This window comes from Dechloromonas denitrificans (genome assembly GCF_020510685.1).
In the GTDB taxonomy this organism is placed as follows: Bacteria; Pseudomonadota; Gammaproteobacteria; order Burkholderiales; family Rhodocyclaceae; genus Azonexus; species Azonexus denitrificans_A.
The window spans coordinates 346646-368742 of record NZ_CP075185.1 but is presented as its reverse complement, the minus strand read 5'-3'; the positions used below and the strand labels follow the sequence as shown (position 1 = coordinate 368742).

Below are 22097 nucleotides of genomic sequence, written 5' to 3'. Positions count from 1 at the left end.
GAGGGTGGCAGGGGCGGAGGGAATCGAACCCCCGACCTACGGTTTTGGAAACCGTTGCTCTACCAATTGAGCTACACCCCTGCTGCAGAAACATCAAAGCGCCTCGGTCTCCCGAAGCGCCTTGATTACAAAAGACTACCGATTACTCGATGATCTTGGCAACGACACCGGCGCCGACGGTACGACCGCCTTCACGGATGGCGAAACGCAGACCTTCTTCCATGGCGATCGGAGCGATCAGCTTGACGGTCATCTGGATGTTGTCACCCGGCATGACCATTTCAACGCCTTCCGGCAGCGAGATCGCGCCGGTCACGTCGGTCGTGCGGAAGTAGAACTGCGGACGATAGTTGTTGAAGAACGGGGTGTGACGACCACCTTCGTCTTTCGACAGCACGTACACTTCGCCGGTGAAGTGGGTGTGCGGGGTGATCGAACCCGGCTTGCACAGCACTTGACCACGTTCGACATCTTCCCGCTTGGTGCCGCGCAGCAGCGCGCCGACGTTGTCGCCAGCCTGACCTTGGTCAAGCAGCTTGCGGAACATTTCCACACCGGTACAGGTGGTCTTGACGGTCGGGCGGATACCGACGATTTCGATTTCTTCGCCAACCTTGACGACGCCGCGTTCGATACGACCGGTAACGACAGTGCCGCGACCGGAGATCGAGAAGACGTCTTCCACCGGCATCAGGAACGGCTGATCAACGGCACGTTCCGGGGTCGGGATGTAGGAGTCCAGAGCATCAGCCAGACGGAAGATCGACGGTTCGCCGATTTCGGATTGATCGCCTTCCAGAGCCTTCAGGGCGGAGCCGTGAATGATCGGGGTGTCGTCGCCCGGGAAATCGTACTTGGAGAGCAGCTCGCGCAGTTCCATTTCGACGAGTTCGAGCAGTTCGGCATCGTCAACCATGTCGCACTTGTTCATGTACACCAGCACGTACGGCACGCCGACCTGACGGGCCAGCAGGATGTGCTCGCGGGTCTGGGGCATCGGGCCGTCAGCGGCGGAACAGACGAGAATGGCGCCGTCCATCTGGGCGGCACCGGTAATCATGTTCTTGACGTAGTCAGCGTGGCCCGGGCAATCAACGTGGGCGTAGTGACGGTTGGCGGTTTCGTACTCGACGTGGGCGGTATTGATGGTGATACCGCGAGCCTTTTCTTCCGGCGCCGCATCGATCTGGTCATACGCCTTGGCCGAGCCGCCGAACTTCTTGGCCAGCACCGTGGTGATCGCAGCCGTCAGCGTGGTCTTGCCATGGTCAACGTGACCAATCGTGCCCACGTTTACGTGCGGTTTCGTACGCTCGAATTTTTCCTTAGCCATTCCAGTTCCTCAATGATCAAATAACAAAAAATCCAGAATCCAAGCTAAACGGTGGTGCCCATGGGCAGGATCGAACTGCCGACCTCTCCCTTACCAAGGGAGTGCTCTACCACTGAGCCACATGGGCCTACCTTAAAAACCCAGCCTTACCGCATCGTGGAGCGGGTGAAGGGAATCGAACCCTCGTCTTAAGCTTGGAAGGCTTCAGCTCTACCATTGAGCTACACCCGCAAAACCCAACGCCCGCAGCACAGGCCGCTACAGCATTAAATCTGGTGGAGGGGGAAGGATTCGAACCTTCGAAGGCAGAGCCGTCAGATTTACAGTCTGATCCCTTTGACCGCTCGGGAACCCCTCCGGAGAACGCAAGATTATCCGGACCCAGCCGAAGACTGTCAACCCCTAAAATAAAAAAAGCCGGCTCGAGGCCGGCCTTTTCCGCAGAGAGCAGATTATTTCTGGGACAAAACCCAGGTAACCAGCTTCTTGGCTTCGTCATCGGTCACATTGTTCGGCGGCATCGGAATCTGACCCCAGACGCCCTTGCCGCCTGCCTTGACCTTGGCAGCCAAGGTAGCAACCGCGCCCTTGTCACCCTTGTACTTGGCGGCAACTTCCTTGTAGGCCGGGCCAACGAGCTTTTTGTCGATGGCATGGCAGGACATACAGTTCTTGGCTTTGGCCAAGGCTTCGTCGGCGTGGGCCTGGCCGGTCATCACGATGCCTGCGGCAGCCATCATGGCGATATAAACAGCTTTCATTCGTTCACTCCGTGTGTCAGGTTTATAGGTAGAAAATCAGCTTCGGATGATAAGACCCTTTCCCGTCGCGTGCAAACCGCTTCAGCAGTAGGGGATTTCGCTGGCGGGAACGTCGGCCGACCGGTATCGGTGGTCAATTAACGCACACCTCGACCGGACGTTGACCAGCACACTCAGGAAGATCGAGAGGACATTGCCAGGAGCGCCCCGGCCGATACGAACAAACCGCCGAAGGCGCGATTCTGCAGACAAATGGTACGCGGATCATGCAACCAGCGCGCCAAACTTGCCGCGCCCAAGGCGTAGGTCGACATCACCATCATGTCAGTCAGGCACAGCGTCACGGCGATCAGCAAATACTGGGGCACCTGCGGCCTTGCCGGATCGATAAACTGCGGCACCAGGGCACAGATGAAGACAATTGCCTTAGGGTTGGTCAGATTGACCAGCAGTCCCTGGAAAAACAGGCCTTTATGCGTCAAAGGCACCGCACCAGCTGCCGCCGGAACGGTCGGAGCACGCCATTTCTGAATGCCCAGCCAGACCAGATAGGCGGCGCCTACGAATTTGACGATGGAAAAGGCCGTTTCGGAAGTTGCCAGCAACGCCCCCAGACCGATTGCCACGATCAGCAGATGCAGAATGATCGCCGCCTGCAGGCCGCAAATGGCCAACAATGCCGCCCGGTAGCCATGACGCAGCCCGGTACTCATGCTGATCACGGCACCCGGCCCGGGCGTGACGGCGATCAGGATCGCCGCCAACAGGAACCCGAGCCAGACCGCGAAACTCATTTGCGGCGCTGAATCTGCGTCACGTCGCGCACCGCGCCCTTGTCAGCCGAGGTCGCCATCAACGCGTAAGCCTGCAAGGCGGCCGAAACAACACGTTCACGGTCGACCGGCAGCCAGGCGGCGTCACCCTTGGCATCCATGGCGACCCGACGCGCCGTCAGTTCGTCATCGCTAATCGCCAGATGAATGCGCCGATTCGGGATATCGATCTCGATCGTATCGCCTTCTTCCACCAGACCGATCGCGCCGCCATTCGCCGCTTCCGGCGAAGCATGCCCGATCGACAGCCCGGAGGTGCCCCCCGAGAACCGGCCATCGGTCAACAGTGCACATTCCTTGCCCAGCCCCATCGATTTCAGATAAGAGGTCGGATAGAGCATTTCCTGCATGCCCGGGCCGCCCTTCGGGCCTTCGTAGCGAATGACGACAACGTCACCGGCAACGATTTTCTCACCGAGAATGGCCTCCACCGCGGCATCCTGGCTTTCGAAGACACGCGCCTTGCCGGTGAATTTCCAGATCGATTCATCGACCCCGGCGGTCTTGACGATGCAGCCGTCGAGGGCGATGTTGCCATAGAGCACGGCCAGCCCGCCATCTTGCGTATACGCATTGGCCTTGTTGCGGATGCAGCCATGCGTGCGATCGAGATCGAGTTCGTTGTAACGGCGATCCTGCGAGAAGGCGGTCTGCGTCGGCACGCCACCCGGGGCGGCCTTGAAAAACTCATGCACCGTCACGTCATGCTCACGGACGACGTCCCAACGGTCAATGGCCTCACCCAGCGTTGCTGAATAGACCGTCGGCAAATCGCGGTGCAACAGGCCGGCCCGATCGAGTTCGCCCAAGATGCCCATGATGCCGCCGGCACGGTGTACGTCCTCGATGTGGTATTCCTGGGTCGCCGGCGCCACCTTGGCCAGGCAGGGCACGCGGCGGGAAATGCGATCGATGTCCGGCATGGTGAAATCGACGCCGCCTTCGCGCGCCATCGCCAGGATGTGCAACACGGTGTTGGTCGAACCGCCCATCGACACATCGAGGGTCATGGCGTTCTCGAAGGCTTCCTTGGTGACGATCGAGCGCGGCAGCACCGACGCGTCGTCCTGTTCGTAATAGCGCTTGCACAAGTCGACGACGAGACGGCCGGCGCGCAGGAAAAGCTGCTTGCGGTCGGCATGCGTGGCGACGACCGTTCCATTGCCGGGCAAGCTGAGACCCAGGGCCTCGGTCAGACAGTTCATCGAATTGGCGGTAAACATGCCGGAGCACGAACCGCAGGTCGGACAGGCGGAACGCTCGAAGCTCTCGACTTCCTGATCGGAAACCGACCGGTCGCCGGCCTTGATCATCGCATCGATCAGATCGACCTTGATGGTCTGGTCTTTCCAGCTGACCTTGCCGGCTTCCATCGGACCGCCGGAGACGAAGACCACCGGGATGTTCAGGCGCATGGCTGCCATCAGCATGCCCGGGGTGATCTTGTCGCAGTTGGAGATGCAGACCATGGCGTCGGCACAGTGGGCATTGACCATGTATTCGACGGAGTCGGCGATCAGGTCGCGCGACGGCAAGGAATACAGCATGCCGCTGTGCCCCATGGCGATGCCGTCATCGATGGCAATCGTGTTGAACTCCTTGGCGATGCCGCCGGCCGCCTCGATTTCGCGGGCGACCAGCTGGCCCATGTCCTTCAGGTGCACATGGCCCGGCACGAATTGCGTGAAGGAGTTAACGACGGCAATGATCGGTTTGCCGAAATCGCCGTCCTTCATGCCGGTGGCGCGCCACAAGGCGCGCGCGCCGGCCATGTTGCGACCGTGGGTGGAAGTGCGGGAACGGTACTGGGGCATGACTATCTCCGTCAAAACTATGCGCCGGAATTCGATAACGAAAGGCGCGAACTATAATCGGCTAATTCTAGCCCACTCTAAGCCATCAATGCTTCTTCACCCCCAGTTCGACCCGGTCGCTTTTTCGCTTGGCCCACTGTCGGTGCGTTGGTACGGTTTGATGTACCTCGTTGCCTTCGTTCAGTTTATTTTGCTCGGCCGCTACCGGATCAAGACCCGCCCCGGCTTCATTACTGCCGAACAGCTCGACGATCTGCTGTTCTACGGCATGCTCGGCGTGATCATTGGCGGCCGGCTCGGCCAGGTGCTGTTTTACGAGCCGGCCTATTACTTGAGCCACCCGCTTGAGATCGTCGCTGTCTGGAAGGGCGGCATGAGCTTTCATGGCGGCTTTCTCGGGGTCTTGCTGGCCATGACGCTGTGGGCACGGAAAAATCGCCTGGCCTGGTTCGACATCACCGATTTCATCGCCCCGCTCGTCCCGCTAGGCCTGGCCGCCGGCCGTCTCGGCAATTTCATCAACGGCGAGTTGTGGGGCCGCGTCGCCGACGCCAGCCTGCCGTGGGCGATGATCTTTCCGCAAGCCGGCGACATGCAGCCGCGCCACCCATCGCAGCTCTATCACATCGGTCTCGAAGGCCTCGCACTGTTCATCATCCTGTGGCTCTACACCAGCCGGCCACGCGCGCGTGGCGCGGCCTCCGGCGTGTTCTTGATCGGCTACGGCGCATTCCGCTTCTTCACCGAATTTTTCCGCGAACCGGATGCCGGGATTTTCGGCCAGTCCTACACCATCAGCATGGGGCAATGGCTGTCGCTGCCGATGATCTTGATCGGTATCGGCCTGCTCCTCATGGCGCACCGACGACGCACCTGAAGCGCCTTCCCAGGCGGCGCCCAGCCTTTATAATTATGGATTAGGTCTTTCAATTCACGACAGGAATCAAGCCATGCAACGTCCGTTCAAGGTACTCGGCATTCAGCAAATCGCCATCGGCGGCCCCTCCAAGGAAAAGCTCCGCACCTTGTGGGTCGAGAAATTCGGCCTCGAAATCACCAGCACTTTCGTTTCCGAGCGCGAGAACGTCGACGAGGACATCTGCGCCATGGGCACCGGCCCGTTCAAGGTTGAAGTCGACCTGATGCAGCCGCTCGACCCGGAAAAGAAACCGGCCGTGCACACCACGCCGCTCAATCACGTCGGCCTGTGGATCGACGACCTGCCCAAGGCCGTCGAATGGCTGTCGGCCAATGGCGTGCGTTTCGCCCCGGGCGGCATCCGCAAGGGCGCCGCCGGCTTCGACATCACCTTTCTGCACCCGAAGGGCAATGAAGAATTTCCGATCGGCGGCGAAGGCGTACTGATCGAACTGGTCCAGGCGCCGCCGGAAGTTGTTTCCGCCTTCGCCAAACTGGCCGCGCAATAATCATCGACATGTCCGACATCCCCGAGAAGGATCTCGAGGAAACCCGCGCGGCGCTCGCCCCCACCCTGGAGGCGACCGCCGCCATCCTGCCCTGGCTGGCCAAACCACAGCCACTGCGTTTCGATGAAAAGCTCAACGAGCACTGGATTGCCGCTTGCGGTTGTCTCGCCCAGGCCTGGTCGGATCGCTACCGCGACGATGGCAGCGCAGTGCGCAGCGCCATTTTTGCGCTCTATGGCGTGGCGCTGGAAACCGCCGATGCCGACTGCCTGCGCCTGGGTGAAGCGCTGGCCAGCGCCGCCGATCAGCTGGAACGGACGACTGCCCCGCGCCTGATTGCGGCACTGACCGCGACCATCGAGTGTCTCGGCGAAGCAGGCGGTCTGGAACACAAGGTTTTTGCCGAGCGCGCCCGTCATTTCGCCCAGCGACTGGAGGCGACGCTGAGCGTGCGCCCGGAAGCCGGCGAGCGCTCAGCGGTGCTCGACCACTTGTTTGCCGAGGAAGCCCGGGAACACATCGAACAGATGCATGACGCGCTGGCTGCCCTACCGCCCGATGCCTATGCACTGAAGAGTGCAGCGACGCAGATCGCCCAGCAGGCGGAGCATCTCGAACTCTACGGCCTCATGCATCAGGGGCGCCAACTGGCCGATCTCGTCGGCAGTGAACTTGATCTCGACAACGATGCCGCCCGCCGGCGGATCAACGAGAGCCTGCGCCAATTGACTGCGGCGATTGCGTTGGTCGACGCCTAAACCTGGCGAAAAATGCCGAGCGCCAGGCGCCGGCCGTCGCTGAGATCGGCGACTTCAGTGGTGATTTCGACCGCCTGGACCGTGCCGTCGCTACGCTTGATTTCCGAGAGCTGCACGGCATCGCCCAGCCCATCAAGGACCCGTTGAAACTCGCGAGCCGCTTTCGCCGCGACCGATTCCGGATGCAATTGCCGGTGATGCCGCCCGACCAGTTCGCGACGCGCGCAGCCAAACAGCTTTTCCGCCTGACGATTGGCATCGAGAATCACCCCGCTTTCCCCATCGGACAGCAACAGGGCATCCCGTGAGGCACTGAATACCGCCTCCAGGCGCTCCTTGGCGCTCGCCGCCAAACGCCGCGCCTCGTCGGCTTCATACTCGACCAGCGCCAGCGTCACCAGATTCGCCACGGCATGGGCAAAGAGCCGGTGGGCCGTTGCCCAGGGCTGGCGCGAGCCGACCTGTTCGAGGCGAAAAACGCCCTGCAACTCGCCGCGGATATGTATCGGCGTATCGAGCATGGCGGTTATTTTGTGCTTGGCCAGATAATCGCCGGCGAACTCGGCGGTCGATGGATGCAAGCTGGCGTCGTCGGCGGAAATGCAGTTCGCACTGCTCAAATCGATGAAATAGCGCGGATAGCGGCTGGCCCGCACCGCCTCGCCGCGACTGTGCCGGCGCCCGGCCAATTCATAGAGATCCAGGCAGCGCAATTCCTGCTGCTGATCGGTCAACGCCCAGATGCTGACCCGCTCGATGCCCGACATCTGCGCCGCGGACTCGGTGAGGATGCTCAGCGTCATCTCGAACGAGGCCTCTTTGAAATAGGCCCCACGCGAAAGGCTGGCGACGCCTTCCTGCAATTCGGTCGGCGACATCAGCGTAAGGCTGGCGCCAGGATTCAGTACATTTTCCATAAACTCGACAAGCCGCCCACCCAAATCGGGACATGAACAGCTGTCGAGTGTACAAATGCCTGGCGAATCCCAGCGTGAAAAGCTTCACATATCACGAAAGTAATACACCGAAAAAACATGCAGTACTAATCTGCGCCTGGCGTGCTCTTGAAAATGAAAGCGGCCTTCTCAAGTTCGGTGATCCAGACCAGGCCATCACCATAATGGCCGGTCTGGGCGACCTCGGTAATCCGCTGGAAAATGGCTTCGGCGACATCGTCGGGAGCAACGATCTCGATCCGCACCTTGGCGGTGTAATCGGTCAGCACCTCCTTGATCGTATGCCTTGCCACATGGCGCGATGGCGCACTGCAACCTTCGACGCGGGTAACCGTCATGCCGGGAAAACCGGGCAGGGAAACCAGCGCGTCACGCAATGCGGACAGTTTGTTGGGGCGGATAACCGCCTTGATTTCTTTCATGCTTCGACCTCCTCATCGTCAAACCAGCGGTAAATGGTTGGCAAAACCAGCAGCGTCAGCAAGGTGCAGGTGATCAGCCCGCCGATGACGACAATCGCCAGCGGCCGCTGCACTTCCGAACCCGGCCCGTTGGAGAACAGGAAGGGAATCAGGCCAAGCATGGCGACGGTTGCCGTCATCATCACCGGCCGGAAACGCAGCGATGCCCCTTCGATCACCGCCTCACGCACGGTGCGTCCTTCCTGACGCAAGCCGCGAATATACGAGACGAGCACGACACCGTTGAGCACGGCGATGCCCCACAGCGCGATGAAGCCGACCGAGGCCGGCACCGACAGGTATTCCCGGCTGACGAACAGACCGACGATGCCGCCGATCGAGGCGAAGGGCAGTACGGTAATGATCAGCGTGGCGAAACGCAGCGAATTGAAGAGCAGGAACAGCAGGAAGAAAATGGCCGCAATGGTGATCGGGATAATCACCGTCAGGTGGCCCAGCGCCCGCTCCATGTTCTGGAACTGACCGCCCCACTCGAGGTAATAGCCTTCCGGCAACTTGATCTCCTGCCCGACTTTTTGCTGCAGCTCGGCGACGAAACTGCCGAGGTCGCGATCCTTGACGTTAACACCGACGACAATGCGACGCTTGCCGAGTTCACGCGAAATCTGGGCCGGACCGTCCATCACCTTGATTTGCGCGACGTCGGCCAGGCGGGCCTGGGCGCCGTTCGGCGAGGTGATCAGGACGTTCGAGATCGCCTCGACATTATTCCGGAAGCGCTCCGGCAGGCGAACGACCCCGGGAAAGCGGCGCTCGCCTTCGAAGATTTCCGTCGCCACCTTGCCACCAATCGCCGTTTCCAGCAGATCGTTGACATCCGAGACGTTGATGCCGAGCCGGGCAATGGCCTGCCGGTCGATTTCGACCGACAGATACTGCTGGCCGCTGATCCGCTCGATGCGCAGATCCTGCGCGCCGGGCAGCGCCTGCGCCACCTTGCCGATCTGGCCGGCAATTTTTCGCAGTTGATCGAGATCGTCGCCAAACACCTTGACGGCAATGTCCGAACGAACCCCGGTCACCATTTCGTCGACCCGGTCAGAAATCGGCTGGGCCATGACAATCTGCACGCCGGGCAAGGCTTTCAGCTTGTCGCGCATGGCATCCTGAATATCGTCCTGGTTCCAACCGGACGGCCACTCGCTGCGCGGCTTCAGGCTGACGATGGGGGTCGATTCGTTCGGCCCCTGCGGATCGGCCGGCGACTCACCCCGACCGACGCCGGAGACCGCCGATTTGACGCCGGGCACCTGCATGACCAAGCGCATCGCCTCCATTTCCATCTTGATCGATTCGTCGAGGGAGATGTTCGGCACCCGGTTGATGCCGGGCACCACCGAGCCTTCCTTCATTTCCGGAATGAAGGCGGTGCCGAGGAAGGGCAGGACGCCGACCGTCGCGACGAAAGCCGCGACAGCCAGGGTAACGGTCTTCTTCTCGTTGCCCAGCGTCCAGTGCAGCAGCTTCATGTAGCGCTTCTTCATCGCGGCGATCAGCTTGGTGTCGTGATCGCCATCATGGACCGGCGGCTTGAGCAGGTAGGTCGACATCACCGGCGTCAGGGTCATCGACAGGATCAGCGAAATGCCCAGCGCAATGGCAATGGTGTAGGCGAGCGGCGCAAACATCTTGCCTTCCATGCCCTGCAGCGTCATCAGCGGCAGGAACACCAGGATGATGATGCCGACACCGAAGATGACCGGCGTCGCAACTTCGACCACCGCCCGCAATATCACCCGCAGCTGGCTTTCGCCGGACTTGGCCTGACGGCCGAGCTGGAGGAAGGCATTCTCGACCACCACCACCGAACCATCGACCATCAGACCGATGGCGATCGCCAGACCGCCCAGCGACATCAGGTTGGCCGAAATGCCCAACTGGTTCATCGCCATGAAGGTCAGCAGCGGCGTCAGCACCAGGGTGGCGACGACGATCAGCGAGGAGCGGACATCGCCGAGGAAGAGGAACAGCACGACGACGACGAGCACGACGCCTTCCAGCAAGACCTTGGTGACGGTCCACAAGGCGGCATCGACGAGTTCGGAACGGTCGTAGTAGGCGGTGATTTTCAGGCCATCCGGCAACATGCCCTTGGCGTTGATCTCATCGACTCGCGCCTTGATCAGGCCGACCACCGCCTTGGCGTTGCCGCCGGCGGTCATCATCACCACACCGCCAACCGCCTCGGTCACCCCATTCTTGATCACCGCGCCCTGGCGCACCTCGTGGCCGATCTCCACTTCCGCGACATCGCGGACATAGACCGGCACACCGTCCTTTTCGCGCAGCACGATGGCGCGCAGGTCTTCCAGGTCACGGACCAGGCCGACGCCGCGAATCAGGTACTGCTCGGCGAATTGCGGCAGCACACCGCCGCCGGCATTGGCGTTGTTGCGCCCGACCGCCTGATAGACATCAGCCACCGACAAGCCGTAATGGCGCAACTTGTCGGGGTTGACCAGCACCTGGTACTGCTTGGCATAGCCACCCTGGGAGTTGATCTCGGCCACCCCGGGAATCGAGCGCAACAACGGCCGGACCACCCAATCCTGGGCAATCCGGCGCTGCATCAGCTCTTCCGGCGTCAAGGTCCGGTCGCCATCGTCCGGGCGTTCCAGCGTGTATTGATAGACCTCGCCGAGGCCGGTCGACACCGGCCCGAGCACTGGCGTGATGCCCTGCGGCAGGCGCGAACCGACTTCGAGCAGGCGCTCCATGACCAACTGGCGGGCAAAATAGACATCCGTCTTGTCGTTGAAGACCAGGGTGATCAGCGACAGGCCCGGCTTGTTCAAGGAGCGCATTTCCTCCAGCCCGGGCAGGCCGGTCATCGCCACTTCGAGCGGCACGGTGGCAAAGCGCTCGACCTCTTCCGGCGAGCGCCCTTGCGCCTCGGTGGCGATCTGGACCTGGACATTGGTGACATCGGGGAAGGCATCAACCGACAGCTTGCGTGCGGCATCCATACCAAACACAAAAAGCACGATGGCGATGACGACGACAATCAGGCGCTGCTTGAGCGCCGCACGAACTAGTGACTCGATCACGCGCCCTCCATTTCCTTGCGATTACGCTCGTTGTTCAGGTGGAAAGCGCCGTCGATGACCAGCTTTTCCTGGCCTTTCAGGCCGGACAGCACGACCCGCCGTCCGCCCTGCTCCGGCCCCAGCTTGACCTTGAGCAGCCGGAATGCCCCATTCGCCTCGGCAACGAAGACGTGGTCTTCGTCGTTCTCGCGCACCACGGCGCTGGCCGGCACGACCAGGCGGTCGACGGCCTTCGCCTCGATCAGCATGGTGGCCAGCATGGCCGGCTTCAAACGGCCATCGGCATTGTCGAGTTCGGTCCGCACCAGCACGGTCCGGGTGTCCGGATCGATCGTCTGGCCGACGAAAATCAGCTTGCCGACCAGCTTCTCATTACCCAGCGCCGGCACTTCGATGTTGACGATCTGCCCGGTCTTGACCTGGCTGACCTGCTGCTCCGGCACCTGGGCCACCGCCCACAACCGGGTCAGGTCGGCGACGACAAACAAGGCATCGGCCGGCTGCACAACCTGTCCCTGCGCCAGCTTGCGTTCGACAACCACGCCGCCCAGGCTGGCCACCACCGGCGTCACCGAATCGACGGCGCCCTGCTTGGCCAAACGGTCGATGGCCGCCGGGCTGACGCCGAGCAATTGCAACTGGTCGGCGGCGGCCCGGGTTTCGGCCAGCGAAATCTGGTGTTCGCTTTCGCGCCGCTGCAGTTCAGCGGCTCCGATCACATCGGCCTGGAACAGCGCCTTCGCCCGTTCGGCGTTGCGCCGGTTCAGTTCGAGCTGGGCGCGCGCCTTGAGGTAGGCCAATTGCTGACTGGACAGTTCACTGCTGTTCAGGCGCGCCAGGACCTCGCCCTTTTTGACCGCTTGGCCAAGCAGGGCGTCGATCTGGGTGACCCGCCCGGTTACCGTCGCCCCGATCCGCGCCAGACGCTGTTCGTCAAAATCGATCTTCCCGGCCACCCGCAAGGTTTCCGCGACCGGCTCGGTAGTGACCTGGTGCAGCTTGAGCTGCGCCAACAGTTCCGGGGCCGGTGTGACGACCGCCGGATCGGCAACCGGGGCGGCGGCCCCTGGCGCATCCTCCTTGTCGCAGCCAAGCAGCAGCGCCGCGCTCAACAGTAAAACCAACGCATTTTTCATTCTGTTTTTTCTCCGGGAGTCGCCCGCAGCCTTTCAATATCAACCCAGGCCGCTGCCAGTTCGTAGGCAGCCGCAATCAATTCGGAACGCGCCGCGCGATAAACGCGCTGGGCATCAAGCACTTCAAGGAAACCGCGCTCGCCAAAGCGGTAGGCCGATTCGGCCACCTTCAGGGCCGCCTGGGCCTGCTTGACGATGCCGCCTTCCAGCGCGGTGACCTGCGCCTCGGCGATTTCATATTGCTGATAGGCCACCTGCAACGCCTGGCCCAGCGAAAACTCCTGGGCCTCCAACTCGTTGCGGCTCCGCGCCAGTTGCGCCGCCGCTTCGCCGACTGGTCCGCGCCGCCGATCCCAGAGCGGGATCGAGACGACGACGCCGAACTTCGAGGTGCGCATATCGGGGTCCTCATCGACGCTGGCTTTCAGCGCCAGGTTGGGCCAGCGCTGGGCTTTCTCGAAATCAAGCTGACGCTGGGCGCGGCGCATTTCGGCACGGGCCCGCGCCAAATCGGGGCTGTTTTCCGCCAGTTGCTTGCTCAGGCCGGGCAGCGGCGGCAGATCGGGCACATCCCTGAGCCGCCCGCTCAGCGTAAAGTCAGCCGGCAGCGCATTGCCGACCGCCTGGCGCAGCAAGGAGCGCGACTGCTCAACGCGAAAGCCCGCCGCCTGGGCGGTTTTCCGGGCCATCAGCATTTCCGCATCGGCCTTGATCAGCTCGAAACGCGGCGCCTCGCCGACCTCGACGCGCAAGGCAATCCGCGAGCGCACATCGTCCATCAGCGCGGCATCCTCCAAGGCGTTCTGCAACTCGACCTGACGCCGCAACACTTCGAAGTAACGCATGCGCAGACGGGCCAGGATGTCGGCCTCGAAAGCCCGTGTGGCCGCCACGGTGACATCCAGCCCGGCCTCGGCCGCACCGATCCGGGCTACCCGACGCCACGGCATGTCGAGCGGCTGGGTCAAGGTCAGGCTGCGGGCATCGCCCGGATTACCGGCCGCCCCTCGCGAACGTGCCGTACCGGCGAGGAACTCGACTTCGGGATTGGCGAAGGCGCCGGCGCTGTCGATCGCCGAACGTGCCGCCGTTACCTGATCGCGGGCGGCGAGAACCGCCCGGCTCGATTCCATGGCCAACGCTTCCAGATGCGGCAGGTCATAGGCCGGCTGGGCGAAGGCGAGGCTGGCGCTCAAGCCCAGTCCGAGAGCGATTAATTTTGTGCAGCGCATCATGGTTTTGTATTGGCTAACTCGCATGCCTTTCAGCACCCGCTCAGCGCGACTGGGCCAGCGCAGCGATACGCTCTTCCAGCGGTGGATGGGTCGAAAACAGTGCCATCCAGCCCTGACCACCGGCGATCCCTGAGGCCGCCATGTTCTGCGGCAGGGGTTCGGTGTGCAGATTGCCCAGGCGACGCAGCGCGTTCTGCATCGGCAACGGCGAACGCATCAACTGCGCCGCCCCGGCATCGGCCCGAAACTCGCGCTGCCGCGAGAACCAGGCGACGATGATGCTGGCCAGAACACCGAACACCACTTCGCAGATCATGCTGGTCACCATGTAGCCGATGCCGGGGCCGCTACTCTCCTGGTCGTTCTTGCGCAGGAAGGAATCGACCAGATAGCCGACGACCCGCGACAGGAAGATGACGAAAGTGTTCACGACGCCCTGGATCAAGGTCAGCGTCACCATGTCGCCGTTGGCGATGTGGGCAATCTCATGGGCCAGCACCGCTTCCGCCTCTTCCCGCGTCATGCTGGCGAGCAAGCCGGTGGACACGGCAACCAGCGAACTGTTTTTGCTGGCGCCGGTAGCGAAAGCGTTCGGCTCGCCATCGTAAATCGCCACTTCCGGCATCGGCAGGCCGGCCCGTTCGGCCAGACGGGCCACGGTATCGACCAGCCAGACCTCGGTCGAACTGCTCGGCGACTCGATGACGCGCGCCCCGGTGCTCCACTTGGCCATCATTTTCGACATCAGCAGCGAAATGAAGGAGCCGCCGAAGCCGATCACGGCAGCGAAGACGAGCAGCATGCCAAGATTGAGGCCGTTGGCGGTCAGGAAGCGATTGACGCCGAGCAGGCTGGTGACCAGACTGAGGACCAGCATTACGGCAAGATTGGTAGCAAGGAAGAGTAGAACGCGTTTCATGGCGAACTCCTAAATGAGGGAAACAGCGGAATAATATTGCATCGCACACTACGGTAAAATCACATCTAACTTGACAATTACATCGGTTTTTTCTGCAAAACAACCATGACGCCACTCAATTACAAACACCTCCACTATTTCTGGGTCGTCGCCCAGGAAGGCAGCATCACCCGTGCCGCCGAACGCCTCGGGCTGGCCGTGCAGACGATCAGCGGCCAGCTGTCGCTGCTCGAACGCCAGTTGGGCAAGGCCCTGTTCAACAGCCAGGGGCGCGGCCTCGTGCTGAGCGAGGCGGGACGGGTGGCGCTCGGCTACGCCGACCAGATATTCCAGTTGGGCGACGCACTGGTCGATGCCGTCCAGGCCAGCGGCAGCGAATCGACGCTGCGTCTGCGCACCGGGATTTCCGACGGCATCCCGAAACTGCTTGCCTATCGGCTGCTCTCGTCGGTCACCAGCATGCCGGTCGACGTCCGGCTGATCTGCGACGAGGGCGAGTTCGAGAGCTTGCTCGCCGAGCTCGCCCTGCACCGCCTCGATGTCGTGCTCACCGACCGGGCGGCGCCGGTCGGCGGCAATCTGAAGGTCTTCAGCACACGCCTGGGCGACTTCGAAAACGGCCTGTTCGCCACGCCCGATTTGCTTGAGCGCTATCAGGCCGGTTTCCCGAAAAGCCTGGATGGCGCGCCGCTGCTGCTGCCGACCCGGCACAACGCCCTGCGCGGGCGGATCGACCGCTGGCTGGAAAGCACCGGGATCCGCCCGAAAATCGTTGGCGAGTTCGAAGACAGCGCCCTGCTCAACACCTTTGGCCGCGGCGGACTCGGCATCTTTCCGGCGCCGCTGGTTCTTGCCGAACAGATCGCAAGCCAGCTCAACGCCCGCGTACTCGGCCCGATGACCGGCGTCAGCGAGCAGATTTACGCCATCTCGAATGAACGCCGCATCCGTCATCCAGCCATCGAGGTCCTCTGCGCCGCCTCGGCACAGGTCCAGTCCGGGCCGGGGGTATAATCAATTCCCCCCAACGCACCGCGAAATAAAACAAATCCCATGCCGATGTTTCACAAGACTTTCCTCTTCGCACTCAGCCTCTTTTTCGCCGCCCAGGCAGCCGCCCAGCAACTGCCCATCCCGCCGTCGCTGGCTGCCAAGTCCTGGCTGTTGCTGGAAACCGGCTCCGGCCAGATCTTGAGCGCGGAGTTGCCGGACGAACGCCTTGAGCCGGCCTCCCTGACCAAACTGATGACCGCCTACCTGACCTTCTCGGCCATGCGCCAGAAGACCATTGCCCTCAGCCAGTCCCTGCCGGTCTCGGAAAAAGCCTGGCGGACCGGCGGTTCGAAGATGTTCGTCCGGGTCAACACCCAGGTGCCGGTCGAAGACCTGATCAAGGGCATGATCGTCCAGTCGGGCAACGACGCCTGTGTCACGCTGGCCGAAGGCATTGCCGGCAGCGAGGAAAACTTCGCCCAGATGATGAACCGGGAAGCACAGCGGCTGGGGATGAAAAACTCCAGCTTCCGCAACTCAACCGGCCTGCCCGATCCGCAGCATTACACCACCGCCCGCGACCTCTCCGTTCTGGCCAGCGCGCTGATCCATGACTTCCCCGAGGAATACAAAAAGTATTACTCGATGAAGGAATTTCGCTACAACAACATCACCCAGCCCAACCGCAACCGCCTGCTCTGGGTCGACCCCACCGTCGATGGCGTCAAGACCGGCCACACCGATGCCGCCGGCTATTGCCTGATTTCCTCGGCGCAGCGCAACAAGCGCCGTCTGCTCTCCGTCGTGCTGGGCACCAGCTCCGACTCGGCGCGCGCCAGCGAATCCCTGAAACTGCTCAACTGGGGCTTCACGGCCTACGACGCCGTCAAGCTCTACGCCGCCAATCAGCCGGTCTCGTCGCTGCGTGTCTGGAAGGGCGCCCAGAAGGAGGCCAAGGCAGGTTTCCCCGCCGACCTGATGGTCGCCGTACCGAAGGGCTATGCCGACAAGGTGCAGGCCCAGTTTATCTCGCAACAACCGTTGATGGCCCCGGTCCAGATCGGCCAGAAAGTCGGCGTGGTCAAGGTCAGCATCGATGGCAAGGCCTACGGCGAATATCCGGTCAGCGCCCTTGAAAATGTGCCGGTCGCCGGCATCTTCGGTCGCACCATCGACACTGTAAAACTCTGGTTCAACTGAGACCCATGACCCCTTACGTCGCTGATCCCGTTTATCTGAACGGTCAATTCCTGCCCCTGGCCGAGGCCGGCATCTCGCCGCTCGACCGCGGCTTTCTCTATGGCGACGGGGTTTATGAGGTCATTCCGGTTTACTCCCGGCGCGCCTTTCGCAGCGACGAACACCTGCGGCGCCTGCAAGCGACACTGGCCGGCATCAAGCTGGCCAATCCGCTCGATCTCGCCGGCTGGACGGCGGTCGTCGAGCAGTTGATCGGCAGCGCGCCATGGGATGACCAGTCGATCTACCTGCAGGTCACGCGCGGCGCCGACAACAAGCGCGACCACGCCTTCCCGCCGGCCAGCGTACCGCCGACGGTCTTCGCCTTCGCTTCACCGCTGGTCACTCCGTCGGCCGAAACGCGGGCCCAGGGCGTTGCGGCGATCACCGTGGCCGACCAGCGCTGGGCGCGTTGCGACCTCAAGGTCATTTCGCTGCTCGCCAACGTGCTGGCCCGCCAGCAGGCGATCGAGGCCGGCTGCGCCGAAGCGCTGCTGGTTCGCGACGGCTACCTGAAGGAAGGCGCCGCCTCGAACATTTTCCTGGTCAAAAACGGCGTGCTGCTTGCGCCGCCGAAGACGCAGCTGATGCTGCCCGGCATCACCTACGACGTCATCCTTGAACTGGCCGACCTCCACGGTCAAGCCATCGAAGTCCGCGAGATCCAGGAAATTGAACTTCGTACCGCCGACGAGGTCTGGATGACCTCGTCGACCAAGGAAATCCTGGCGATCACGACCCTCGACGGTAGCGCTGTCGGCACCGGCCAACCAGGCCCGATCGGCGAAAAGATGTGGCGGTGGTATCAGGATTTCAAAAACACGGTAATGCGCAAAGGCTGAAATGGCTTCCTACAAGGACACCCTCCTCGAATTCCCCTGCGCCTTCCCCCTGAAAATCATGGGCAAGGCGGAGGAGACGCTCGCCCAGGTCGTTCTCGAAATCGTCACCCGACATGCCCCGGACTTCGACGCGGCGCGGATGGAAATGCGTGCCAGTTCGGGCGGCAACTACCTGAGCCTGACCTGCACCGTGATTGCCACCTCGAAGCCGCAGCTTGATGCGCTGTACACCGAGTTGAGCGGCCACCCCCTGATCAAAGTGGTGCTGTGAGGTACCGAGCAGGGGCAAGGCTGTGAACCTGCTGGTCAAACGGCTTGGCCGGGTCGACTACGCCCCGACTTTTCAGGCCATGCAGGATTTCACCGCCAGCCGCCAGCCGGACACCGCGGACGAGCTGTGGATCGTCGAACACCCGCCGGTGTACACGCTCGGCCAGGCCGGCAAGCCGGAACACATCCTGCGCGACATCGGCATCCCCATCGTCAAGATCGACCGCGGCGGCCAGGTCACCTACCACGGCCCTGGCCAGGTGGTGATCTACCTGCTGCTCGACCTGCCCCGCCTGAAAATCAAGGTGCGCGAACTGGTCACCGCCATCGAACAGGCGGTCATCGACCTGCTCGCCGCCCATGGCGTCAGCGCCGAACGGCGTGCCGGGGCGCCCGGCGTCTACGTCGGCGAAGCCAAGGTCGCGGCACTCGGCCTGCGCATCCGCAATGGCTGCTCCTACCATGGCGTTTCGCTCAATGTCGATATGGATCTTTCCCCATTTACCGCCATCAACCCCTGCGGCTATGCTGGACTGGAAGTAGTCCAGACCAAGGATCTGAACATCCCGCTCACCGTCCGCGAGGCCGGCGAACAACTCTCCCAACATCTACTGCAGCAACTGGACAAACAACATGGCTGACAACGTAGGCAGCGCGAAGCAAAAAGGCGTCAAACAAAAAGGCGAACTGAAGACCGCGCGCATCCCGATCAAGATCATCCCGGTCGATCAGCCGCTGAAAAAGCCCGACTGGATACGCGTCAAGGCCGGCAACAGCGCCGGCCGCTTCGGCGAAATCAAATCCATGCTGCGCGAACGCAAGCTGCACACCGTCTGCGAAGAAGCGACTTGCCCGAACATCGGCGAATGTTTCGGCCGTGGCACCGCAACCTTCATGATCCTCGGCGACATCTGCACCCGCCGCTGCCCGTTCTGCGACGTCGGCCACGGCCAGCCCTTGCCGCCCAACCCGGACGAGCCGCGCCAGCTCGGCGAATCGGTCGCCGCGCTGAAACTCAAATATGTCGTGATCACCAGCGTCGACCGCGACGACCTGCGCGATGGCGGTGCCCAGCATTTCGTCGACGTGATCGGCCAGGTGCGTGAGCTGTCGCCGAGCACGACCATCGAAACGCTGGTGCCGGACTTCCGCGGCCGGATGGAGGTTGCCCTCGACGTCCTCGGCGGCGCGCTGCCCGACGTCCTCAACCACAACATGGAAACCGTGCCCCGCCTCTACAAGCAGGCCCGCCCGGGCGCCGATTACGCACACTCGCTGGAATTCCTCAAGCAGTTCAAGGCACGCTATCCGAACGTTTCCACCAAGTCCGGCCTGATGGTCGGGCTCGGCGAAACCGACGAGGAAATCCTCGACGTCATGCGCGACCTGCGCGCCCACGATGTCGAAATGCTGACCATCGGCCAGTACCTCGCCCCGACCGGCCATCACCTGCCGGTCGTCCGCTACGTACCGCCCGATACTTTCAAGATGTACGAAGCAGAAGCCAAGAAAATGGGGTTCACCGGCGCCGCCTGCGCCCCGATGGTCCGTTCCAGCTACTGGGCAGATGAGCAAGCGCATTCGGCCGGGATCAATCCGCTCAGTTGAACGGCGCCGGCCGCTTTCAGGCCACCTGGGTAAAACGCAACAATGGCGCTCCGCGGAGCGCCATTGTCATTTCCGGTCAGCTGATTATTTGGCCGGCGGCGGTGGCGGCGGAGCGCCCGGCGGCGGTGGTGGAATACCGGCATCGGCGGCCCGTACCGGCCGGGAATAGCTGACATTGGCTGGCACCGGCACCCGATGCCCCTTGGCGTACATGCACTGGATGTAGGCATTGTCGTACTGGCGCTGGGTACCGATACCCGAACTACGCGCCGCATCGCTGCCGACCGCACTGCCCATCAGCAGGCCGGCACCGGCACCGACTGCGGCGCCATCACGGCCACCGCCGATCGCCGCCCCGGCCAGCGCGCCAACCGCCGTTCCGACCGCGGCACTGGTCACCGCCGACTGCCGCGCGGCCTGTTCGGCTGTCTTGCCGCCGATCTGGACATAGGCGAATTGCCGGCACAGCGCATCATCGTCGCGGAAGCGTTCCAGCGTCTGCCCGGTCCCCGGCAAGACCATTACATCGGGCCCGCTTGGCATGACCGTGCACGCCGTCAGGAAAACCACGCCGAATACGGCGGGCACCCGGTAAAACACACTCATTTTATTTGCCATGCTGATCACCTTGCCGGTTGCGGCAAGACCTTCTGCCAACCGCCCGGGCATTCCTGAACATAAGGATAGTAGCCCTTGGCAGCGGCGCAGTAATACCAGTATTGCTGGGCTGCTGCGGCCGGCTCGGCGGGCGCTTCGTATTGTTCGACGTAGACCGGCGGCGGCGAGGGCCGCACGACGATGACCTGGGGCGGATAGTAGAACGGCGGCGGATAGCCCCAGAACGGATTCACATAGACGCCGACCTGCCCTCGAACGCCGTGGGCCAAGGCCCCGCCGATTCCGGCGAAGCCGAGAACCAGCAAGGCCAGCAGCAGTTTTTTCGCTTTCATCATCACACCCGATCGTCCTGATACTCGCTATTCACAATAGCGAATTATCAGGCGACCGGATGAATTAAATTGCTACATTTTGTAAGCAGGCCGGGCGCTCGATGCTTTCCAGTTGCTGGTCGCCGTAGCGGGTCGGTAGCGAGACGCCCTCAGAGCAAGTTCATCCGCTTGGCCGACTCGCGCAACTCGCTGCGAAAATCCGGGTGGGCGATGCCAATCAGGGCGGCACAACGCTGCTGGGCTGTCTTGCCGCGCAACTGGGCAACGCCATACTCGGTGACGACGTAGTTGATGTCGTTCTTGCTGGTCGTCACATGGGTGCCCGGCGAGAGGGTCGGGACGATGCGCGAAATGGTGTCGTTCTTGGCCGTGGACGGCAGAACGATGAAGGCCTTCCCGCCGTTCGAACGGTTCGCCGCACGGACAAAATCGCTCTGCCCACCGGTACCGGAATACGGGGCGAACCCGAGACTCTCCGAACCGCACTGCCCGATGAAGTCGATCTGCATCGTCGCGTTGATGGCATGCAGGTTGTCGTTCTGACCGGCCAGGAACGGGTCATTGGTGAAATCGACCGGATGCATTTCGAGCGAAGGATTGCGATGCATGAACTGATACAGCTTCTTGGAGCCGAGCGCGAAGGTCGCCAGCATCTTGCCCGGGTGGTAGTTCTTCTTCCGGTTGGTGATGACGCCGGCCTCAACCAGGGTCATGATGCCGTCGCCGACCATTTCGGTATGGATGCCGAGATCGTGCTTGTGCGTCAGCTGCATCACCACGGCATCCGGAATGCCGCCATAGCCGATCTGCAGGGTCGCGCCATCGGGAATCATCTCGGCGACATACTTGCCGATCGCCTCCTGAACCGGGCCGATTTTCGGCAGGCCGACTTCCAGGATGGGATCCTCGCTCTCGGTCAGCGCGGTGACCTGAGAAATGTGAATATGGCAATTGCCGTTGGCGAACGGCACGTTCGGATTGACTTCGAGGACCACCGCACGGGCCTTGGCAATGGCGGCCATGGTGTAGTCAGGGGCCAGGGAAAGCGAGAAGTAGCCGTGCTCGTCCATTGGCGATACCAGCGAGAAGACGACATCGGCCGGAGAAAGATTGCGATTGATCAGCGCCGGCAGTTCGGAGAAGAAGGCCGGGATATAGTCAATCCAGCCGGCCTGGCCGCCCGGGCGAGTCACGCCACTGAAAAAATAGGCCGAGTGCCGTACGTGCTCCGCCGTTTCCGGGTCCAGATATCCGTACTTGCGAACCGGCAGAATCTGCGAAATCTGTACGTCGCGAAAATCGCGACGCGCTTCGGAAAGCGCCGTCAGCAAGGCCGGGGGTTCGCCCACGGCGGTCGGCACGACGATCGTGTCGCCATTCTTGACCACCCGGATGGCATCGGTGGCAGGCATGCGTTTTTGCTGATACAGCGACTGAACAGACATACGACTATCTCCAATAATTGTTTTGAAAAACTACGATGCTCGCATAGCG

The 22097-nt window shown here is 62.1% G+C and carries 22 protein-coding genes and 4 tRNA genes; 9 read left to right on the top strand and 17 right to left on the bottom strand.

Translation table 11 applies throughout. The features are described 5' to 3' along the window. Positions 1-5: 5 nt before the first annotated feature. The 8 genes from KI611_RS01805 to ilvD all read right to left on the bottom strand — a co-directional run bounded on the left by KI611_RS01805 (position 6) and on the right by ilvD (position 4741). Positions 6-81 (bottom strand) — tRNA-Trp (locus KI611_RS01805). Between the two features lie 61 nt (positions 82-142). Then, positions 143-1333, bottom strand: coding sequence for an elongation factor Tu (tuf, locus tag KI611_RS01800; RefSeq protein ID WP_226418128.1), 1191 nt, complete (start codon positions 1331-1333; stop codon positions 143-145). A 52-nt stretch (positions 1334-1385) separates the two neighbouring features. Then, positions 1386-1460, bottom strand: a tRNA-Thr gene (locus KI611_RS01795). Between the two features lie 30 nt (positions 1461-1490). Further along, a tRNA-Gly gene (locus KI611_RS01790) sits at positions 1491-1564 on the bottom strand. A 42-nt stretch (positions 1565-1606) separates the two neighbouring features. Beyond that, a tRNA-Tyr gene (locus KI611_RS01785) sits at positions 1607-1691 on the bottom strand. Between the two features lie 94 nt (positions 1692-1785). Then, positions 1786-2094, bottom strand: a complete 309-nt coding sequence (locus KI611_RS01780; protein WP_226418127.1) for a c-type cytochrome — start codon at positions 2092-2094, stop codon at positions 1786-1788. Positions 2095-2267: 173 nt separating this feature from the next. Continuing rightward, positions 2268-2888 carry a homoserine/homoserine lactone efflux protein gene (gene rhtB, locus KI611_RS01775; RefSeq protein ID WP_226418126.1) on the bottom strand — a complete coding sequence of 207 codons (621 nt, stop codon included), beginning with the start codon at positions 2886-2888 and terminating at the stop codon, positions 2268-2270. Then, positions 2885-4741 carry a dihydroxy-acid dehydratase gene (gene ilvD / locus KI611_RS01770; protein ID WP_226418125.1) on the bottom strand — a complete coding sequence of 619 codons (1857 nt, stop codon included), beginning with the start codon at positions 4739-4741 and terminating at the stop codon, positions 2885-2887. Before ilvD ends, rhtB begins: the two co-directional genes overlap by 4 nt. 88 nt (positions 4742-4829) lie before the next feature. Between ilvD and lgt the strand changes: the two genes are divergently transcribed. The 3 genes from lgt to KI611_RS01755 all read left to right on the top strand — a co-directional run bounded on the left by lgt (position 4830) and on the right by KI611_RS01755 (position 6926). After that, positions 4830-5618 (top strand): prolipoprotein diacylglyceryl transferase, encoded by a 789-nt coding sequence (gene lgt, locus KI611_RS01765; RefSeq protein ID WP_226418124.1) that lies wholly within the window; start codon positions 4830-4832, stop codon positions 5616-5618. Between the two features lie 73 nt (positions 5619-5691). Then, a complete protein-coding gene (locus KI611_RS01760) occupies positions 5692-6168 on the top strand; it encodes a VOC family protein (RefSeq protein ID WP_203468420.1) in 477 nt (158 codons plus the stop codon). Between the two features lie 8 nt (positions 6169-6176). Then, the gene (locus KI611_RS01755; protein WP_226418123.1) at positions 6177-6926 is read left to right on the top strand and encodes a hypothetical protein; all 750 of its coding nucleotides are present in this window, start codon (positions 6177-6179) and stop codon (positions 6924-6926) included. On the opposite strand, the gene KI611_RS01750 is transcribed toward KI611_RS01755, so the two are convergent. From KI611_RS01750 to htpX, 6 genes are all read right to left on the bottom strand, one after another. Beyond that, positions 6923-7843, bottom strand: a complete 921-nt coding sequence (locus KI611_RS01750; RefSeq protein WP_226418122.1) for a PAS domain S-box protein — start codon at positions 7841-7843, stop codon at positions 6923-6925. The genes KI611_RS01755 and KI611_RS01750 overlap by 4 nt on opposite strands. 125 nt (positions 7844-7968) lie before the next feature. Then, positions 7969-8304 carry a P-II family nitrogen regulator gene (locus tag KI611_RS01745; RefSeq protein WP_226418121.1) on the bottom strand — a complete coding sequence of 112 codons (336 nt, stop codon included), beginning with the start codon at positions 8302-8304 and terminating at the stop codon, positions 7969-7971. Next, positions 8301-11411 (bottom strand): efflux RND transporter permease subunit, encoded by a 3111-nt coding sequence (locus KI611_RS01740; RefSeq protein ID WP_226418120.1) that lies wholly within the window; start codon positions 11409-11411, stop codon positions 8301-8303. The genes KI611_RS01745 and KI611_RS01740 overlap by 4 nt, the downstream gene beginning before the upstream one ends. Continuing rightward, entirely contained in the window at positions 11408-12547 is a 1140-nt protein-coding gene (locus tag KI611_RS01735; RefSeq protein ID WP_226418119.1) for an efflux RND transporter periplasmic adaptor subunit, read from the bottom strand. The genes KI611_RS01740 and KI611_RS01735 overlap by 4 nt, the downstream gene beginning before the upstream one ends. Then, positions 12544-13743 (bottom strand): TolC family protein, encoded by a 1200-nt coding sequence (locus KI611_RS01730; RefSeq protein WP_226418118.1) that lies wholly within the window; start codon positions 13741-13743, stop codon positions 12544-12546. Before KI611_RS01730 ends, KI611_RS01735 begins: the two co-directional genes overlap by 4 nt. 79 nt (positions 13744-13822) lie before the next feature. Then, positions 13823-14701, bottom strand: a complete 879-nt coding sequence (gene htpX / locus KI611_RS01725; protein WP_226418117.1) for a protease HtpX — start codon at positions 14699-14701, stop codon at positions 13823-13825. Between the two features lie 105 nt (positions 14702-14806). Between htpX and KI611_RS01720 the strand changes: the two genes are divergently transcribed. Genes KI611_RS01720 through lipA form a run of 6 tightly spaced genes read left to right on the top strand, consistent with a single transcriptional unit; the run spans position 14807 to position 19653 of the window. After that, positions 14807-15715, top strand: coding sequence for a LysR family transcriptional regulator (locus tag KI611_RS01720; protein WP_226418116.1), 909 nt, complete (start codon positions 14807-14809; stop codon positions 15713-15715). 39 nt (positions 15716-15754) lie between these two features. Continuing rightward, a complete protein-coding gene (locus KI611_RS01715; protein WP_226418115.1) occupies positions 15755-16894 on the top strand; it encodes a D-alanyl-D-alanine carboxypeptidase family protein in 1140 nt (379 codons plus the stop codon). A gap of 5 nt (positions 16895-16899) precedes the next feature. Continuing rightward, positions 16900-17775, top strand: a complete 876-nt coding sequence (locus tag KI611_RS01710) for a D-amino acid aminotransferase (RefSeq protein ID WP_226418114.1) — start codon at positions 16900-16902, stop codon at positions 17773-17775. A 1-nt stretch (position 17776) separates the two neighbouring features. Beyond that, positions 17777-18046, top strand: coding sequence for a YbeD family protein (locus KI611_RS01705; protein WP_226418113.1), 270 nt, complete (start codon positions 17777-17779; stop codon positions 18044-18046). Positions 18047-18074: 28 nt separating this feature from the next. Further along, on the top strand, positions 18075-18686 hold the full coding sequence (lipB, locus tag KI611_RS01700) for a lipoyl(octanoyl) transferase LipB (protein ID WP_413463943.1): 612 nt from the start codon (positions 18075-18077) through the stop codon (positions 18684-18686). Then, entirely contained in the window at positions 18679-19653 is a 975-nt protein-coding gene (lipA, locus tag KI611_RS01695; protein ID WP_226418111.1) for a lipoyl synthase, read from the top strand. Before lipB ends, lipA begins: the two co-directional genes overlap by 8 nt. Positions 19654-19737: 84 nt before the next feature. On the opposite strand, the gene KI611_RS01690 is transcribed toward lipA, so the two are convergent. The 3 genes from KI611_RS01690 to KI611_RS01680 all read right to left on the bottom strand — a co-directional run bounded on the left by KI611_RS01690 (position 19738) and on the right by KI611_RS01680 (position 22048). Further along, positions 19738-20271 carry a YMGG-like glycine zipper-containing protein gene (locus tag KI611_RS01690; RefSeq protein ID WP_226418110.1) on the bottom strand — a complete coding sequence of 178 codons (534 nt, stop codon included), beginning with the start codon at positions 20269-20271 and terminating at the stop codon, positions 19738-19740. Positions 20272-20276: 5 nt separating this feature from the next. Further along, positions 20277-20606 carry a hypothetical protein gene (locus KI611_RS01685; RefSeq protein WP_226418109.1) on the bottom strand — a complete coding sequence of 110 codons (330 nt, stop codon included), beginning with the start codon at positions 20604-20606 and terminating at the stop codon, positions 20277-20279. Positions 20607-20752: 146 nt separating this feature from the next. Continuing rightward, positions 20753-22048: an acetyl-CoA hydrolase/transferase family protein gene (locus tag KI611_RS01680; protein WP_226418108.1), complete on the bottom strand. Its 1296-nt coding sequence runs from the start codon at positions 22046-22048 to the stop codon at positions 20753-20755. Positions 22049-22097 lie beyond the last annotated feature (49 nt).